This window comes from Clostridium sp. (genome assembly GCF_036646415.1).
Classification (GTDB): Bacteria; Bacillota; Clostridia; order Clostridiales; family Clostridiaceae; genus Clostridium_J.
In genome coordinates, this window is record NZ_JAVXMF010000001.1 from 105,116 (window position 1) to 122,129 (window position 17,014).

Annotated in this window: 15 protein-coding genes and 1 other annotated feature (1 of these 16 only partly in view); of the genes, 3 read left to right on the forward strand and 12 right to left on the reverse strand. The window is 29.1% G+C overall.

Translation table 11 applies throughout. From position 1 onward, the window contains the following. The first annotated feature begins 121 nt into the window (after positions 1-121). A complete protein-coding gene (locus tag RSD37_RS00415; RefSeq protein WP_346944716.1) occupies positions 122-883 on the forward strand; it encodes an ion channel in 762 nt (253 codons plus the stop codon). A 61-nt stretch (positions 884-944) separates the two neighbouring features. On the opposite strand, the gene RSD37_RS00420 is transcribed toward RSD37_RS00415, so the two are convergent. The 7 genes from RSD37_RS00420 to RSD37_RS00450 all read right to left on the reverse strand — a co-directional run bounded on the left by RSD37_RS00420 (position 945) and on the right by RSD37_RS00450 (position 7,378). Further along, the gene (locus tag RSD37_RS00420) at positions 945-3,425 is read right to left on the reverse strand and encodes a glutathionylspermidine synthase family protein (RefSeq protein ID WP_346944717.1); all 2,481 of its coding nucleotides are present in this window, start codon (positions 3,423-3,425) and stop codon (positions 945-947) included. Positions 3,426-3,459: 34 nt separating this feature from the next. Further along, the gene (locus tag RSD37_RS00425; protein ID WP_346944718.1) at positions 3,460-3,837 is read right to left on the reverse strand and encodes a hypothetical protein; all 378 of its coding nucleotides are present in this window, start codon (positions 3,835-3,837) and stop codon (positions 3,460-3,462) included. Between the two features lie 2 nt (positions 3,838-3,839). Beyond that, the gene (locus tag RSD37_RS00430; RefSeq protein ID WP_346944719.1) at positions 3,840-4,475 is read right to left on the reverse strand and encodes a normocyte-binding protein; all 636 of its coding nucleotides are present in this window, start codon (positions 4,473-4,475) and stop codon (positions 3,840-3,842) included. An 8-nt stretch (positions 4,476-4,483) separates the two neighbouring features. Further along, on the reverse strand, positions 4,484-4,867 hold the full coding sequence (locus RSD37_RS00435; protein ID WP_346944720.1) for a hypothetical protein: 384 nt from the start codon (positions 4,865-4,867) through the stop codon (positions 4,484-4,486). A 141-nt stretch (positions 4,868-5,008) separates the two neighbouring features. Next, on the reverse strand, positions 5,009-5,212 hold the full coding sequence (locus RSD37_RS00440; RefSeq protein WP_346944721.1) for a DUF350 domain-containing protein: 204 nt from the start codon (positions 5,210-5,212) through the stop codon (positions 5,009-5,011). A 193-nt stretch (positions 5,213-5,405) separates the two neighbouring features. After that, a complete protein-coding gene (locus RSD37_RS00445) occupies positions 5,406-6,329 on the reverse strand; it encodes a PIG-L family deacetylase (protein WP_346944722.1) in 924 nt (307 codons plus the stop codon). A 23-nt stretch (positions 6,330-6,352) separates the two neighbouring features. Continuing rightward, positions 6,353-7,378 carry a GNAT family N-acetyltransferase gene (locus RSD37_RS00450; protein ID WP_346944723.1) on the reverse strand — a complete coding sequence of 342 codons (1,026 nt, stop codon included), beginning with the start codon at positions 7,376-7,378 and terminating at the stop codon, positions 6,353-6,355. Positions 7,379-7,841: 463 nt separating this feature from the next. Between RSD37_RS00450 and RSD37_RS00455 the strand changes: the two genes are divergently transcribed. Continuing rightward, the gene (locus RSD37_RS00455) at positions 7,842-8,042 is read left to right on the forward strand and encodes a hypothetical protein (RefSeq protein ID WP_346944724.1); all 201 of its coding nucleotides are present in this window, start codon (positions 7,842-7,844) and stop codon (positions 8,040-8,042) included. A gap of 9 nt (positions 8,043-8,051) precedes the next feature. Here the strand turns inward: RSD37_RS00455 and RSD37_RS00460 are convergent, their stop codons facing one another. After that, positions 8,052-10,427: a cell wall-binding repeat-containing protein gene (locus RSD37_RS00460; RefSeq protein WP_346944725.1), complete on the reverse strand. Its 2,376-nt coding sequence runs from the start codon at positions 10,425-10,427 to the stop codon at positions 8,052-8,054. 491 nt (positions 10,428-10,918) lie between these two features. Here RSD37_RS00460 and RSD37_RS00465 point away from each other — a divergent pair, with 491 nt between their 5' ends. Next, positions 10,919-12,202 (forward strand): MFS transporter, encoded by a 1,284-nt coding sequence (locus RSD37_RS00465; RefSeq protein ID WP_346944726.1) that lies wholly within the window; start codon positions 10,919-10,921, stop codon positions 12,200-12,202. 414 nt (positions 12,203-12,616) lie between these two features. Here RSD37_RS00465 and RSD37_RS00470 read toward each other — a convergent pair whose 3' ends face one another. From RSD37_RS00470 to tyrS, 4 genes are all read right to left on the reverse strand, one after another. Next, positions 12,617-13,306 (reverse strand): metallophosphoesterase, encoded by a 690-nt coding sequence (locus RSD37_RS00470; protein ID WP_346944727.1) that lies wholly within the window; start codon positions 13,304-13,306, stop codon positions 12,617-12,619. A 152-nt stretch (positions 13,307-13,458) separates the two neighbouring features. Further along, positions 13,459-13,725 carry an EscU/YscU/HrcU family type III secretion system export apparatus switch protein gene (locus tag RSD37_RS00475; protein WP_346944728.1) on the reverse strand — a complete coding sequence of 89 codons (267 nt, stop codon included), beginning with the start codon at positions 13,723-13,725 and terminating at the stop codon, positions 13,459-13,461. Positions 13,726-13,743: 18 nt separating this feature from the next. Further along, complete coding sequence (locus tag RSD37_RS00480; protein ID WP_346944729.1) at positions 13,744-15,369, reverse strand: hypothetical protein; 1,626 nt, start codon at positions 15,367-15,369, stop codon at positions 13,744-13,746. Between the two features lie 101 nt (positions 15,370-15,470). Then, on the reverse strand, positions 15,471-16,700 hold the full coding sequence (gene tyrS, locus RSD37_RS00485) for a tyrosine--tRNA ligase (protein WP_346944730.1): 1,230 nt from the start codon (positions 16,698-16,700) through the stop codon (positions 15,471-15,473). A gap of 170 nt (positions 16,701-16,870) precedes the next feature. Further along, positions 16,871-17,014: a binding site (T-box leader), on the reverse strand; it runs 85 nt beyond the window's last position.

Consider the following 17,014-nt stretch of genomic DNA (forward strand, 5'->3'; position numbering starts at 1 on the left):
AATACCCCTCAATTAAAAAACTTTTAAATTTTAATATATCCTCATCATCATCAGTAGTTTATTAGCTGTAATTTATGGTAAAATATACTTAGCAATTTCAATGTTATAGGAGATATTAATTATGCATGAATTTGAGTTTATCAAAAACAAAACTGTAGGAATTATATATGACGTTATAATCGGCTTTTTATCTATTATTGCAGTCTTTGTAGTTATATTTCAATTTAACAATAATCTAACTAATTACCAAATAAGTATGTTAAATTACTTTGATAATATAATATATGTAATATTTTTATTGGATGGTATAGTTAAACTATTTTTGTCTAGTAATTATAAAAAATTCGTTATGGACAATAAAATAGATTATTTAGCGCTAATCCCCCTTCAGTTTTTTATTGTTGGAGATTTTGGAAGTATATTCAAGCTTCTAAGGGTAGCAACCTATTTTTTAAGAATAATTGATAATATGAAAGTCTTTTTATTTAAAACTTGCTTCATCCAAATTATTATAGGAACTGGTATAGTAACATTCTTTGGCTCTTTATCACTATACTTTTTTGAAAAAGGTGGAGAGGCAATCTCTACATATGGAGATGCTCTATGGTTAAGTTTAGTTACCTTAACCACCGTTGGTTATGGTGATATAAGCCCTAAAACTTCTGCAGGAAAAGTAATTGCTATTTTATTAATGCTTACAGGTATAGGGTTTTTATCCATGTTAACATCAACAATTTCATCTTACTTAATTTCAATAAAAGATCAAAGGGAACCTTTATGTATTAAAAATAATGATAGAGAATTTATTGATATTACTAATTTATCAGATGAAAAAAAGGCTAGCTTAATTAGCTATTATAAATTCTTAAAGGAAGAAAATTAAGCTAAATTATTAAATAATTAATAATTTAGCTTAATGATTTTTAATAACAATATTATTTTAACTACTTCCTTATATAAGTTGGAAGGAATATTGCAGATGAATTTGTTATGAAGTCCCCGATTCTAGTAAATATACCTGCTGGAGTATCATTAGTTATATAAATTCCCATAACAGGGAATTGTATAGAAGTTTTTGACCCCAATGTAGAGTGCCTTTCAATTTGCACAGGTGCAATGTTAACACGTTCTTGGAAAACAACATTACTTATATCTTCAGGGATGCACTCATAACTCATGGTTATGCCGCCTCCTTCTCTCTCTAGATAAGGCTTAACTAAAAAATCTGTAGATATCTTATTATTTGGAACTAAACACGTATATGGAATATACCTTTTTATAAATTCCTCTTCCTCTATTGTATAAAAGTCCTTGCCAATAAATTCATAAATAACAGCTAAATAACTCTTAGATTGTGTTATCAATGTATGAGTAGGATTTATAAATGAAATAGACTTATTAACCATGGGTATAATATGACACAAATCATCGTCATAAGAAATCCAATCTAAAGGAAAATATCTATACATAGCATCAATAGCCGTATTATACAGGAATATTTTATCATCTCTAATTTCTAAGTCATAAATATTCCCAATAACTAAATTATACTCTCCTTCTTCCTTTAAAATATCGTACAATATGGAAGTGTTAAATAAATCCTCATAATAATTTGTAGATACAAATCCAATGTTTTTTACTTCTTTATTCTTCTTAATATCTTTAAGAATTTTTTTAAATGTAGCACTAACATTATCTTTTAATCCCTCATTAGGATTGATGTATTCTAAATTCAATTCTTCTTTAACAATCTTTGTTATTCCAATACTTTCTACTAATCCAGCTGGTGTTTCTGAATTGAATTCTAATATTTTCAAATCCCCATTATTATCTAAGACAAAATCTATTCTACCTATTGCACATAATGTATCAGTATCAGAATTTAGCATAGCCTCTACTAAATTTTCTGGTAACCCTAACAAATTAGAAAACATAGAAAAATTAGCTTTTATAACTTCATTAGTTTTCTTTAATATACTGCAAAACTTAGTGCTAGCTACATTCATCTCATTATATAATTCTTTAGTAATAATAAATCTATCTATAGATAAAAATTCATCTACGTTGGTATAGGGACCTGTAAAGTTATATTCAAACAAGGACCGCTCAACAACTCTATCCCACACTGCTTTTCTAGGCTTTAGATATTTAGAATCTATTTCCACAGGATAGTCCTTCACACCTAGTGGACACATCCAAGAATTACTATCATTAGTAAGAAAATCTTCACTCCACCTTATACAAACACCTATGAGCTTTTCTTTTGTAATATATGTTCCAAAATTCCCATAGCCAAGTACTGGCAAATTCATATTATACTCTCCTGGTCTATAGGTATATTCTTGTTTTATATCTATTACAGCTTGAATTATATGAACTTTTTCAGATTCTATCACCAATTTAACTTGATTTTCCCATTCATCTTTATTATATAACTTACCTATATATACTTGACCACTATACCTTCCAAGGGAAGATTTAATAACATACTTATCTTTATTCTTTATAAGTTCGGAAATTTGGCTTTGTAAATTTTTATCAATATCCTTATTAAATAAGGTAGTATATGGGATACATGCTTCTATATCTTTCTTTTCCACACTAGACAATAATGGTGAATCTGATAATACTAATTCCCAAAGATAAGCAAAGAAGGTTTTAGCTTGAATAGCAACAACTCTAGGATCATTTAGTATTGTAACCTTACCTTTATTAAACACTTCTAATATTTCTATAAAATTATCTATCTCATAAAGATACTCTGCGGGAAATAGTTTTAAAATAACATTGATTTTAATTTCGTCAAAGGCATAAACTTCATCCTCTTTAACAGATAAATTTTTAGGTCCAACTTGATAAATACTAATATTAGTTTCACTTAATATATCTTTAATATAAGTAGCTAAATGAAGTTCCTCATAATGACATGGATCTATAAGTATACCAACATTAATATTCTCATCATTATATAAGTCATTACAAATTGATACTAATGAATCTATAAAGTGTTTCTTAAAGCCCTTGTTTATATTTTTCTCAAAATCCAAGTCACCAGCCAAAGCTATTTCCTTTTGAGCACAAGGTTTATCGTAATTAAACTCAGCAAAATAAACCTCACCCTTTGAATCTCTAAAGGTATCAAATCTTGTCCATAGCATAGGTGCTATAGGACAAGTCAAATTAAAAATGTTATCTTTAAAAGGAAAGCTATCTATATATGAAAGAAGTTTTTTATGATTTGTATTTAATTCACTTAGAACTCTAATAGAAATTTTATTAATAGCTTCTGAGTAATACACCATTTTATCATAACAATTTGTATCCACATAAAATGGTATTTGGCTATGAATATAATTTTCATAAGGGCTACTAATCATATAATTATTAAATAAAACATCTTCTGTAAATAATCTTTGATTTTTCATATTAAAGCCTTTCTATTAATTTATTTTATGAAGCTTAGCTAGAAGAACTTCCACCTCTTGAACTTGAATATCCAGACTTACCCTTAGATACCGTGGTTGATTTTTTTGTACTTGTGCTAGAATTACCATCTTTGATATTTGTATTCGTACTTTTATTTGTATTAGTACTTTGATTTGTATTATATTTTGAATCTATGAAACCAGACCTACCACCATAAATATGTCTATAGTAACCACCAACGTTACCGTTGTAGTTTTCCTCTTCTTCTTCTTCCTCATTGTTAATTTGATTTTGATCCCATTCAGATTTTGGAGTACAGCCAACAAATAAAGAAGCTGTCATTGCTGTTGCAACTGCAAGAGCTAATGCTTTACTTTTATTAACAGTTAATAATTTTTTAAAATCATCCATATTTACCCCCAGCTTTTTATTTCAATATTTAAATCATTATTTATTGTCTCAATATAATCTTTCATATCTTCTTTAATATTATTTTTTGTATAAATGATTAAGTTAGTATAACCTAAGGTTTTTAATGTTTTTCCGTATGGTAAATCCTCATCTGAAAATTCATATTGATTATTGAGTTTCTTTTTATATGCCTCTTCCGGAAAGTCACCATATCTTTCATAATCTAAAAATAATACATAAGCTATCGGCTTAATGTTTTGTAGATTTTCCCCTAAGACTACTAATCTTTCAATAGAATCCCTGCTTCCGATTAACCCATAAGGGTTGAATAGAAAATTAAAATTTATAATAGGTTTTATGTTGAATTTATTATTAAGTAAATAAGCTACTTCTAAAGATTCTCTCATATTAATATCTATAATAACAAAAGTTTTTTCTAAATCATGATTCTTTATCGCCTCTAATTTGTCTTTATGTTCATTGTAAAGGTATTGTTCATCTAAGGAATAAGTAATCTCAAAATCCGAATATGTTTGAAGTGATACGAAAGGTCCACTTCTCATAAACGGTTCGAAAGTCCCCAAATTAGATTTCCAAAATCTATATATTTTTCTAAAGTCTTTTTCTTTCAAATTCATTCTTTCACCTAGCTTTCATAAGTAACAGCAAAAATTTTAGAAAGAGAGATAATTTGTTTAAAATTATCTACTGTATTAAAAGTAATATGACTATCGCTACATTCGCTTTCCTGAACTTCCCCTTTGAAGGTTGCCTCTGGAGTTGAGTTTGACCATGAATTACTATTTTCGAAAATGTTTATTTCTCTTTCATAACTCATATAATTGTAGGGTAACTTATATACGATAGCAAAAATTTTATCAAAGGAAAGTATTTGCTTATAGGTTTTAAAATCCTCTACAGTTTCAATTACAATACGACCTTTACTCGTAATATTCAGCTGACCCTCCAGAACTTCAAAAGGCTCATCCTTTTCCCATTCCAAATAATCTCTATAAAGATATATGCTCAAATTATTTACCCCCATATTCAAGTCCATGTCATAAGTAATAGCTATTATTACTTATAATAATAGTAGATTTTTCTCTATACAATTTTATTAGTTATAGTAAAAAATCTACTCATCATTTAACTTAATAATTACTTTATTCGTTTATCTAACAACCTGTGAAACTATAATTGCTAATCCAATAAGCATACCTGCTAAAAATATAGCTATTGCTGTATTTCCTTTTTCTAATTCTTTGTTAAAATCTGCTGGCACTATAAAATCAAATAGCTTGTATCCTACTATTAAAATAACAATTCCAACTAACCCAAATACTAAGCTTACTCCTAAATTCATTAACATTTCCATTTAAATGCACCCCCTTAATTTATTATAATATTATTCCACCTTATAATTATTATAACCTATTTGGATATTTTTTCAAATATTTTTCACTGTACTTTTGTTGTTTCAAAGTGTGTTGAAATAACAAAAGAGTAGATAAGTTTGCTTTACACAAATTCATCTACTCTTCATAATTTTATTTTTGCATTCCCTCCTATTATAGTTGGTTTAACATACTCTTGTTATCTATACTACTATTATATGCTGTAATCATAGAACTTTTATTTCGAAGTGGAATTAATTTCACACTAATATCTTCATAATCTTCATTCTTTTTAAAATTATTAATATAGAAGTTATTAAATTCTTCTAAAGTAGATTTAATGTAACACTCTCCATATCTATTCTTACCTATAAACATTCCATTAATTCTATATAGCTCTTTAAAAAATCTAAAGCTCACTTTTTGTGATGGATAGAAACTTAAAGTTTTCATCTTCCTATTTATTTCATTAGTTATATCCAGAAGTGTATTTGCATAAATATGTGTTATCGGACTTTGAGATTCATATTGATACACTCTCTTTATCGTGGCAAATGTATTTTTAGAACCATTATATGCATTTACCAACTTTGATGAAGCTCCAAAGTGATCTATATGGGTATCTAATGTACATGGTAAAAAAATAGTATCTGGTTTAACTTGTTCTATTACACTAATCAATTCGTCTTCTATATTTGAAGTTATTAATTCTTTATCATTACTATTTAAAAAATATAAATTTTCTCTATGAATTCCTACAGTGGAAGCCACATAAATGGCTTCATTTTTTCTTTCTTCTGGATTTCCATTTTTATTCCCATTAGTAAGATATACAACATATACTTGTTTGTTATTCTTTATATACTTCAATATTGCTCCACCGCATCCTATTATATCATCATCAACATGTGGTGCTAAAATTAGTATCTTGTTTCCTTCTAAATTCTTCAATGCATTTATTTTCTCATTTCCATGTTCTAAAGAATAACACTTCTTAAAATAAGATGAATTTTTCATCGAATATATAGGTAAATTATTTTTAACTCGTAATCCTTTTGCATATAAATTATATAGCTTTATGTATAACTCTCTGTTCATTTTCTACCCCTACTCCTTATTAACTATACTGTATCTGCATCCCCATTTACAATACTTAACATTGCCAATTTATCAATATCACTCTTACTATTCAAATTCTTATATATATAATAAATACCTGGTGCTGATTTACCATATAGGTAACTCTTCTCCATAAAATCCAGTTTTGAATTATTTAAACTCCACACTGTAATTAAACTTACATTATAATTATCATAAATATAAATCTCTAGTGTGTTGAAAATATCATTAAACATGCTTTCATCACCTATATAATGTTCTAAAATTGACATAGAATTGCCTTGGCATTTATTTAATATGAAAAATGCTATAATCTCATTTGTATTTTTATTGTATACTGCTAACTTTAATTTATTATTATTATTGTACTTCCATTTGTTATATTGTAAATTTTTATTTATATAAATACCATCATTGCATTTATTAATAAATTTATAAACTTCTCCATCTATATTAACTATTTCATTAATATAAATATCTTTAAGCTTTGATGTATTTCGGGCTATATTTAAAGCTAAATTAGGTATATTAGTTTTTGCTATCAGCTTTAATATTGAACTTCTATTTACTTTATTTATGCATTTAAAGTTTATTATTGTTTTATAAATCTTTAATTCATCTACCTTCTTAAACCCTAGCTTAATAAATCCTGGATAAGAATTATTGTTTGCAAATCCAATAATAAAATCATATCCACTTTGACTCAAATCCTTTATGGCATAACTTATTACTTTTTTAAATAATCCTTTTCCCCTGTAATCACTTAATACCATGGTATCACCAGATTGAACTCCTAAATATGTTTTACCATCTATTATAATTTCAATAGGGAAAAATGAATTTGCTCCTATTATCTTATTTTCGTCTATTACTAAATAAATTTTAGGATTACCTTTTAAAAAAGGATTTTCATTGTTCTTATACCTAAACACTTCATCACTGATTTCATGCCTATATACCTGAAAAAATAATTTCTTATACTCTTCATAATCTTCATCTCTAAACAATCTTATACTTATTGATTCCATAAGTTCATCTCCAAACATTTATTTATTACTTAATAATCTACTAAAGCAATTTAGATATTCAAAAATCAACCTTTCTTAATTTTAACTTTTTTATCTTTACTAATTATATCACTATTTTCTATAATATTCCCTTTTAATTTCTTGAAAACTATGATTTTTAAGGAAGGTTTTATTATACAATAACATTATATTCTCTTCTTTTATTTAATATTTTCCCTCTTAAACTTCTTTTAGTCCAAATCTTATTTATTTGTTCATTTTTCTCTCTTATTATTTTTTTACTCCCCCAAATAATCATGTAATAATAACTAACACTTACCCTAACTATTAAAAAATCACTCTGGAAAATTAGTTAAATATGGTATAATTGTATTATGGTTTATGCTGATTTTTTAAAAACTGTTGCATTTTGTGTGCATTTTATCATACTATATTATAAAGAAAAGATGAAAGGATGATTTAAATGAAAAAATCTAAAAAGGAATTAATTCAAGGTATGTCCTTCTCCATTGATATGAATAAACTGAATTTGAATAGAAGAAAATTTGAAACCAGTGAAATTGGAAGAGGTACCGGAATTCATAAAAGCAAAAAAGGAAAAGGTTCTTACACCCGCAAGAATGTTAAGTTTGATAACAATTCTTGCGGGTGTTTTTTATTTTAGTTTATTTAATTATTTCAAACACTCTACTAAGCTATTTACTGCTTTGTTAGAGATTCCACCACCAGCTCTCACTATTATATAAGTAGATTTCCCAGTTAAAACTGACTTTTGTTCACTTGATAAATCCTCTCCTACTATCACGACTGGTGCGTCATCTAAAGCTGCAACAGCGCCTGAAGCTAATGCATCTATTAATTCATATCCTTTTGCTATATACACTACATCCACGTAGTCATTATAAAACCTTTCAATTACTTGGGCATTTGTAGCAAATCTATCCTTACCCCCAAGTCTATTATTACTTATATCTGAACTAGTCAAAGAATTAACGCTCTTTAATACTGCATCGCTGACTACTCCCGTGCCCCCTATGATATAGGCATTATCCACCATTTCTCCATTTAACCACTTATAAGTATCAGTAGGCACCGAATCCTTTTCTACCAAAATAATTGGCATATTACGACTTCCTGCTACAGATGAAATGGACAATGCATCTGCCTCCCCATATCCGTAGCTTATAACCACATCTTTAACATCATAAAAATAGCTATCAATGAACTTAGCAATTAATAGGGATGTTTCATATCTATTCTTTCCTCCTAATACATTCAAATAATCAATTCCTGAGTCATACAGTTCACCCATAACCTTCTCTGAAACTACACCTGACCCACCTACAATTATGGCATATTTAGCTCCCAATCTTTTAATTTCTTCCTTTGTTACCTCTGGAAGAGTATCCTTAGTAGTTAATAAAATTGGTGAATTTAAATAAGATGCTAAAGGTGTTGCAGCTAATCCATCAGCCATTGCAGCACCATTTACAATAACTACAGTGCTAGTGGAAATATACTTCAGCTGACTAAGTTGTGCTGCAGTGTCATATCTATCCTTGCCTATACCTGGAATTACTTGAATCTTTCGCTCAGATACAACTATGTTTCTTTTTAAGCTCACAGCATTTCCATCACTATCTATAATCTTATAAGTTAAATTATAGTTACCACCCTTGCTAGTATCTACTTTACCTTCTATCTTCATCGTAGAAGTTATATCACCATCCTCATCATCATAAACTTTAATTCCTAGTCTAGGGTTAAAATAATCTCCTACACTTATAGCTATATCCTGAATCCCACTTACTTCTGGAATTTTATTGCTTTTTATTACTATGGTCCTTGTTATATTAGAAGTAATATTATCACTATCTGTCACTTCATAAACTATTTTTACTTCTGCAGGCTCACTAGTGTCTACACCTTCAACCTGAAGTTTTGAAGTTAAATCTCCATCCTTATCATCATAGGCTGTTACCCCTTTAAGGGAATCAAATTTTTCTCCTACCTTTAAAGTAGCAGAATCTACCCCTTGTATTTTAGGTCCATTCTCTGGCATACTTGCGAAGTTAGCTGGGAAATCAATAATACCAAATTTACCTTCATCATCATAAAAGTTAACGCAGAAATTCATATCATCTGCTATGTCCCACTGAAGAGTATTATTTGCACTATTATAGCGTCCTCCTTGTATTTCAAAGTTCGATACGGGATTTCCATACCTATCCTTTATTGGATTTTTAACCTCTAAAATCTTATCTTCTTTATAGACTATTAATTGCTGTCCTTTCACCTTTTGCCAACTAGTCTCTAGATAATCAATACTTTTAAAACTTTTTAATGGACTCATATCATTTATTGAATTATTGTGTATATTTAGGTGTTTTAAGTTTATAAATTTAGGAACTAAACTTATATCCTCTATATTGTTATACCCCAGATCTAAAAATTCTAACTTAGTTAATGTTGCTAATGCAGTAATATCCTTTATCCCATTAGCACCTAATCTTAGATTAATTAAATTAGTCATTTTAGATAAGGATGGTAAATCATTTCTTAAGTTACAATAATCTAAATTTAAACTTTGCAAATTAGTTAGATTTGACAATGGACTTATATCGCTTAAAGGATTTAATCCTAAATTTATATCTTTTAAGTTAGTCAGCTTTGACAATGGTCCTAGATAACTTATTTCATTAGCAAGTAAGTTCAACTCCTCTAAATTAGTACAATATTGTAACCCTTCAAGATCTTCTATGCCTCCACGCTGTGATATTATTGAAGTTATTTTCTTCATTTGGCTAATTGTTATATTTGCAGATAGTGGTTGATCTAAAATCTTACATAAAACAATTTTCAAGTTTTCATCTGGTATATTAACTACCTGACTGGCTTCATCCACGACTTTACTTTGAACCTCTTGTAGTTGATTTATCTCCATTAAATCCCTAACCTGGCTAGTCCTATTCTCTTCCGCAAATGCAGTTGTAGAAATAGCTTGCAGAACCATTAATGCTGCCAATACTTTTACTATACTTTTCTTCATACCCCTATCCCCCTATTTATAAATCTCCTTAATAGTATTATACATTTTTTACCACCTAATTTCTATGTAATCAAAAACTTCTTTAGACCCTCTTATGATATCCGCATTTAACTTTAACCTTATATACTAAGTAAATAGTTACAAGTAAATTTTTTTATTATCTACTATCACATTACATCTCACATAATATATAAAAATATCAACTAACGATTCCCACAAATATTAAAAAATCCCCCTAAGAAAATAGATGGTTAGTTGTTCTAACTATGCGGATTTCATCGAATTTATTACTTAAATTATAAAAATAAATATGTATGATAAATTGTAAAATATTCTAATATTTACTATTTAAATATGGTATAATATTCTTGGAAATTAATTCTTAATTATTGGATAAATCTTGTTAGTTCTTGAGTATAACAAGGGAGGATAAAATGTAGGAATTAAATAAAGTTATGTAATTTTTAAATTTGCAGGAGGTGAAAAATTTCATGAACAAGGAAAATAAAATCGACGATGACCCTGGATATTCTCCTCAGCCACTGTGGACCAGAGATTTTACAATATTAACTCTTGGTACCATAATATCCATGCTTGGAAATGCTATATCTGGTTTTGCCATAGGACTTTTAGTCTTAGATTACACTGGTTCCATATTTTTATATGCACTTTTTGCTGTGGTATATAGTCTTCCCAAGATAGTGATGCCAATTATTGCGGGACCTTATATTGACAGATTCTCTCGGAAGAAGATAATCTATACTCTGGATTTTATATCCGCAGCTCTATATTTAGGGTTTTATTTTATAATATCTACAGGGAGTTTTAATTATCCTCTGTTTCTCCTAATCTGTATAATAATTGGGTCCATAGATAGCATATATCAAGTTGCCTATGATAGTTTCTATCCAACCCTTATTGGAAAAGGTAATTATACAAAGGCATACTCTATTTCCAGCATGATTTATCCCCTTGCTGCAATAATGGTTCCCGTTGCTGCATACTGCTATGAAAATGTTGGATTAGAGCCACTTTTTATTTTTAATGCGCTAACCTTCCTTATAGCAGCTATATTTGAAACACAAATTAAGGCAAAGGATACCCATATTGATTCTACTAATACTAATAATAATAATAATAATAAATATAACCTAAGGCAGTATGCTGAAGACTTTAAAAATGGGTTAAGTTATATATCCGCTGAAAAGGGATTGCTAGTAATAACTGGATACTTCTTTGTTTCTGCATTAATTGGTGGTGTGTCCGGAACTCTCATTCTTCCATATTTCAAAAGTGAACCAAGCCTTGGAGTAATTTGGTATACCTATATTATGGGATGTGCTATATTTGGACGTCTCATTGGTGGAGCTGTACATTACAAATTTAAATATCCCACAAATAAAAAATTTGCCATTGCACTCTTTGTGTATATAATAGCCGCTGCCATTGAAGGCACTTATCTATTTATGCCTATAGCAATAATGATGTTAATGAATTTCTTAAGTGGTATGCTCTGCGTAACTTCATATAACATAAGAATATCATCAACTCAAAATTATGTTCCCAATGAGCTTCGTGGTCGTTTCAATGGAACCTTTCAAATGATCTTTACATTAGGTGGCATACTTGGTCAGCTCATAGCTGGTGTCCTTGGAGAATTCCTACCAATACGCCCAATAATATTAATTTCATCCTTGATTTGTATCTTTGCTGCTATCTTGATAATGTATAGAGGTAGGCGTCATGTTAAGCTTATATATAACAGAAGTGCATAATATTTAGTTTTTTTAAATTTTCTTTATACTTCATTTAACTAATTGTACAATTACTATATACTACATGTTGGTTCAGGAGGTATCTTAGTGATTATACTTAATTATAATGATAAAAAATACATTGAAGTTACAGATGGTAAACTAATATTATTTACCCTACTTACTATGCGGATACTTTAGTTGAATTGTATAACCTAAGTAATAACAGAGTAAATATTTCAAGTAAACTAGAGTAATATTCCATACAATTATCTAATAAAATTGGATTCAAAAGAGATAACTTCAATTTTATCTAAATATTAAAAGTGGACTTAAATATTATTGATAGAAAAGCCATTTTCAGGAATTTTAGATTCCCAAAGGGCTTAGGTTCAATAATATAAGTCCACTTTTAACATGAGTTTAAAGCATATCCTATTCTAAAATTTTTATAGGTCTAAAGTTAATATAATCACAGGATGTTAAAATATATTCAACTCCATCCTTTTCCCCTTCAAAAACATTTGAAAGTCCTCCACCATGAAGATGACCATAAATAACTTTTTCCACATTATATTCCTGAAACACCTTAGTAAATTCACTGTCCTGCATATTAGGAAATATAGGTGGATAATGTATCATACATATTATTTTTTCATATCCTTGCTTTACAGCCTCATCTAAGGATAATTTAAGTCTTAATATTTCTCTATCATAGATTTTTCTATCATGGGTATTAAACTTTGGACTATTTTCTAAAATCCATCCTCTACTTCCACATATAGCATAATCTTCATAGACAAAGAAATTATTTTGAATAAACTCCATTCCTGAAAACATGGCATTTAATTTTTTAATGCTACTCCACCAATAGTCATGGTTTCCCCTAACAAAAATCTTCCTACCTGGCAGGTTATTTATAAATTCTAAATCTTCTCGTCCACTTTCCATATTCATAGACCATGAAATATCTCCAGCTACTAATACTGTGTCCTCTTCTTTTACTACTTCCATCCAGTTCTCTTTTATTTTCTCAACATGATCCACCCACTTCACACCAAATATATCCATAGGTTTATCTTCTGCTGAAGCTAAATGAGGATCTGAAATTGCATATAATGCCATACTATCACCTACTATCTATTTCATAATCTCTTGTTCATTTGTTTATCAGATACCTAGCTTTTCTAATACTCTACTCTTTGAAACTAAGAATCATTTAAGGCATATTAAAATAAATAACTAGCCATCATTCTGGTCTATTATAGTATGCCTAATTACTTGTATTTACCATCAATATCCATTACATACGCTATAATCTTTGCTACCACATCATAAAGTTCATAGGGTATTTCACTATCAATATCTACCTTTGTAAGCATATCCGCTAACTCATCATTATATACAATAGGTACCTTATTTTCCTCTGCTTCCATAAGTATTTTCTCTGCTATATTCCCCATACCGGCTGCAGTAACCTTAGGAGTACTTTGTCCATATTCATATTTTAGGGCAGCTGCCTTTTTTCTCTTTAAATTTTCCATATAACATTACACTCCTAATTATACCCTAGTATTTATTGTTCTAAAATCCTCATCTTCAAAAAAACTTCTACAATTAGAAAATGAAAACTCATGTTTTTTCTCTTTTATTGACACATTAAACATATAGTTATTTGCAGATAAATCTTCAAGTAGTTTACCCTTAAATTTCTTTAAAATCTTCACATAAATAGCTTCACTCTCTATTTCAATTGTAGCTACATTTTTATTAACTGTTATATAGGCATCTATTTTGTCCATATTAACAGTAGCAACACTAGCAGCTATTTTTATATTTTCAGAGTCTAACTTCTTACCCTTACCTCTGTCATCCTTAATGATTAGCTTACATCCATATTCTTCATTCTTCGTGTTTATGGGTACATTAAGAAAGTAATAATTATTGTTTATAGTGTTAAGCATCTTAAAATCCTGAAATTTTGATTCTAAAGTTTGCGCTATACTGTTGAATACACTAGTACTCTTCTCTGATAGCTTCATCATATCCAGCAAATTTGTTTTTATAAGAGACATCTTATCTTTCAACTCTTCTTTTACCATATTACTAGTTATATCTTTACCTAAAATCTCCTCTGAATAAACTTCCTTTAAGGTATTAACTTTGTCTTTCCCAATTTCACTGACTAGCTTACTTATATCGCCTTTACTTATATCACTTTTACTTATTATTTCCTTTTCATTTATATCAATTTCTGGTTCATCATTTTCTATACTTCCAAGGGTAGATTCGTTATATGCTAAATTTTTATTTTCCTTCAAATCCATAACTGGTTTATTAGTGTTTACTTGATTTAACTCCTTTGAAGAACTTGAACTGTCCATAAATCCCTTATTTATAGAATTACCTTCTACAGCTGATTCTTTATTAATATTGCCAGAAAGCTTATCTTTAATAACATTATTGGTATCCTCCAACTGTTCTAGTATATTATAGTCATTGGAAACTACCCTTGTAAAGGACTTAATACTATCCTCATTTAGCTTTATACCTAAAGACTTCATAACAACAATGTCATCTAAATTTAAATTTTTCACTTGATTTAATACTTTGGATAGAGTTGATTTTGCAGTTTCTGCCTCTGAGCTTCCTGCTGGTATACCCTTTCCTTCAATAAACTTATCTATAAATACATCTATTTCTTTAGATGAAGTATTTCCCTTATTTATAAATTCCTTAAGACCCTTTATATCTAAAAGGTTTTCCTCTGTAAGTGGAATGTTATTTTTAAGCATGGTCTTTAATATTGGAACATCGTCCTTAACCACTGGAAAATCTAAATTTTTAAGGAGTTCCTCCATAAGTGGATCCATTCCCTTTAAATTTACATCACCTATACCTTTATCTATTAAATTAGACTCCAAAACATTAAGGAGAAATTTCCCATTCTCAAAACCATCAAGTTGAAATTTAAACATGTAATCACTTAGCGGTTCTTCTAATACAATACCATCCACTCTTGCTGGGAACACCCTTCCATCTAAAAGCTTTATAACAATATCTGTAGCACTACCTTCTAGTCTTAAAACTCTTGCTGAAAATGAATCTCCCTTTTTAAAAGTGAGTTTATTAAAATCATCCTTAGTTGTGTAATTTTGCACCATATTTATTTTCCATAACCCTGACATAGACTACACCCCCTAATAAATTAATCGTATCAATTTAAGTTTAGTGAAGTGCATTGCAAAAAAACAATGAGTATACCCTAGGCATACTCATTAATTTCAAACTAAGAAATCACTAATTTATAGAACTTTTTCTTACCTCTTTTTATTAATGCATAACCATCTTTTTCTACATAGCTTTCATTAAATGTTGCATTAACATCCTCTATTTTAATATCGTTTATAGTAAGTCCACCTTGCTCTATAAGTCTTCTTCCTTCTTTTTTAGATGGTACTATTCCAGTTGTAGTTATTATATCAAGAATAGCTCCATTCTTCATATCTGAACCAATTTCAACTGTAGGAACATTGCTCATATCTGCTCCACCACTGAATAGAGCTTCTGATGCTTTTTTAGCATTTGCTGCTTCTTCTTCACCATGGATAAGCTTTGTTACTTCATAAGCAAGTACTGTTTTAGCTTCGTTAATTCCTGCACCTTCTAATGCTGCAAGTCTTCTTACTTCATCCATTTCTACAAAAGTTAATAAGCATAAGCATTTTTCCACATCAGCATCATCGATGTTTCTCCAGTATTGGTAGAAGTCGTAAGGAGTTGTTTTTGCTGGATCAAGCCAAACTGCACCATTTGCAGTTTTACCCATCTTATTTCCTTCACTATTAGTAAGTAATGAACAAGTCATACCGTAAGCAGACTTACTTTCTTTTCTTCTAATAAGCTCCATTCCAGCTAAGATATTAGACCATTGGTCATCTCCACCAAGCTCCATTGTACAATTGTGTTTTTTGTTTAAAACTAGGAAATCATATCCTTGCATTAACATGTAGTTAAATTCTAAGAATGATAATCCCTTCTCTAATCTTTGTTTAAAACATTCTGCTGTAAGCATTCTATTAACTGAGAAATGCATTCCTATATCTCTTATGAAATCTACATAATTTAAATCTAAAAGCCAGTCTGCATTATTTTCAAGAATTGCTTTTCCATCACTAAAATCTATAAGTCTTGATAATTGACCTTTAATACAAGATATATTGTGGTCGATATCTTCTTTTGTTAGCATTTTTCTCATATCAGTTCTACCTGATGGATCTCCTATCATTGCAGTTCCACCACCAACTAAAGCTATTGGTCTATGACCCGCTCTTTGCATGTGTGACATAAACATCATTGCAATAAAATGTCCAATATGAAGACTATCTGCTGTAGGATCAAATCCTATATAGAAAGTAACCTTCTCTTTACCAAAAATCTCTCTCATTTCCTCTTCATGAGTCAATTGTTTTAAAAATCCACGTTCTTTTAGAACATCATATACATTTAAGTTTTCCATAACTTCCTCCTATTTCTCGTCCTGAGTTTTTTATTGTTTTTATTATTAATATATATCTTTACTAATCTTTGAATTAAGCACTCTATTTATACAATACTCAATAAAGGATTTCCTAAAAAGTTTCTTCCCAGTTTTGTTATCAAAAAAATAAAAGTCCCTAGTAATAATATACTAGGGACGAAATTTCTCGTGGTACCACCCAAATTTATAATTCAAATTATCCATTAAATAATTCAAATTAATCTCTTATCCTTAATAACGTCAGGAAACCGTAACAGCCTACTACTATTTCAGCCTAAGACTTAGAAATGTAT

What these genes read in the sequence shown, in the direction of transcription:
- RSD37_RS00415 (WP_346944716.1), top strand. Translation starts at nt 122, where the DNA reads ATGCATGAATTTGAGTTTATCAAAAACAAAACTGTAGGAATTATATAT.
- RSD37_RS00420 (WP_346944717.1), bottom strand. Translation starts at nt 3,425, where the DNA reads ATGAAAAATCAAAGATTATTTACAGAAGATGTTTTATTTAATAATTAT.
- RSD37_RS00425 (WP_346944718.1), bottom strand. Translation starts at nt 3,837, where the DNA reads ATGGATGATTTTAAAAAATTATTAACTGTTAATAAAAGTAAAGCATTA.
- RSD37_RS00430 (WP_346944719.1), bottom strand. Translation starts at nt 4,475, where the DNA reads ATGAATTTGAAAGAAAAAGACTTTAGAAAAATATATAGATTTTGGAAA.
- RSD37_RS00440 (WP_346944721.1), bottom strand. Translation starts at nt 5,212, where the DNA reads ATGGAAATGTTAATGAATTTAGGAGTAAGCTTAGTATTTGGGTTAGTT.
- RSD37_RS00445 (WP_346944722.1), bottom strand. Translation starts at nt 6,329, where the DNA reads ATGAACAGAGAGTTATACATAAAGCTATATAATTTATATGCAAAAGGA.
- RSD37_RS00450 (WP_346944723.1), bottom strand. Translation starts at nt 7,378, where the DNA reads ATGGAATCAATAAGTATAAGATTGTTTAGAGATGAAGATTATGAAGAG.
- RSD37_RS00455 (WP_346944724.1), top strand. Translation starts at nt 7,842, where the DNA reads ATGAAAAAATCTAAAAAGGAATTAATTCAAGGTATGTCCTTCTCCATT.
- RSD37_RS00460 (WP_346944725.1), bottom strand. Translation starts at nt 10,427, where the DNA reads ATGAAGAAAAGTATAGTAAAAGTATTGGCAGCATTAATGGTTCTGCAA.
- RSD37_RS00465 (WP_346944726.1), top strand. Translation starts at nt 10,919, where the DNA reads ATGAACAAGGAAAATAAAATCGACGATGACCCTGGATATTCTCCTCAG.
- RSD37_RS00470 (WP_346944727.1), bottom strand. Translation starts at nt 13,306, where the DNA reads ATGGCATTATATGCAATTTCAGATCCTCATTTAGCTTCAGCAGAAGAT.
- RSD37_RS00475 (WP_346944728.1), bottom strand. Translation starts at nt 13,725, where the DNA reads ATGGAAAATTTAAAGAGAAAAAAGGCAGCTGCCCTAAAATATGAATAT.
- RSD37_RS00480 (WP_346944729.1), bottom strand. Translation starts at nt 15,369, where the DNA reads ATGTCAGGGTTATGGAAAATAAATATGGTGCAAAATTACACAACTAAG.
- tyrS (WP_346944730.1), bottom strand. Translation starts at nt 16,700, where the DNA reads ATGGAAAACTTAAATGTATATGATGTTCTAAAAGAACGTGGATTTTTA.